1 protein-coding gene is annotated in these 725 nt (G+C 49.5%); it reads right to left on the bottom strand.

The annotated features are described in order from the left end of the window. Positions 1 to 365: 365 nt before the first annotated feature. The coding region (locus EHN07_RS20050; protein WP_148085482.1) for an RNA-guided endonuclease InsQ/TnpB family protein at positions 366 to 725 on the bottom strand (360 nt) is incomplete at its 5' end.

Raw genomic sequence — 725 nt, 5'->3', positions numbered from 1 at the left:
CGAGGCGCACTATAAACATACCTAAACTTTATGTAAAGCAAGATTTTGCTCGTTCGGCTGATAAATCACCAAACCGGTGCTACCTGAGTGAAACGCCAACAATTTGATTAGTTTAACCACAGTTTTCATGACAAGAACCGCGGCTAGCCACCAACATATGGCTTCACTAACTGGACTAACACATAGTGATACACAGGGATCGCCGGTATGTCCTGCGCCAGTTTATCCTCTGCTTGCTGGTAGAACAGGCACCCAACATGATTAAAGCAATGGATTTCAGCCACATATAAGGGGATTTTATGAACTGAATCGAATCTGTGAATTGACATCCTCCCCGCCCTAAAGGGTGAGGATTCCTACAGCGTTCAGACCGAAGCCTGACTCGCCTCAGTGGGTTCCTGCTTCATCGAGCGGCCTAAAGCTGCCATCTCTCCACAGGCTAACGCGGCGTGCCCCGCCGCTAAAATATTACGGGCACCGTTGATATCGGCGTTCTCTGTATATCCACACTCAAGACACTCGAACTGACTTTGTGACTGGCGGTTTTCTTTCGCTGTATGACCACAGCAGGCGCATTTCTGACTGGTGTAGGCTGGATTAATTGCCAGCACCTGACCACCTCGCCAGCGCTGTTTGTACTCAAGCTGGCGGCGAAGTTCGTACCACCCCTGATCTAATATCGAACGGTTTAAGCCTGATTTTGCACGGACGTTGCGCCCATGTTG

The sequence above is a fragment of the Buttiauxella warmboldiae genome, assembly GCF_003818135.1.
Lineage (GTDB): Bacteria > Pseudomonadota > Gammaproteobacteria > Enterobacterales > Enterobacteriaceae > Buttiauxella > Buttiauxella warmboldiae.
Note: the sequence above shows the minus strand (reverse complement) of the source record. Positions and strands in the feature narration are given on the sequence as shown.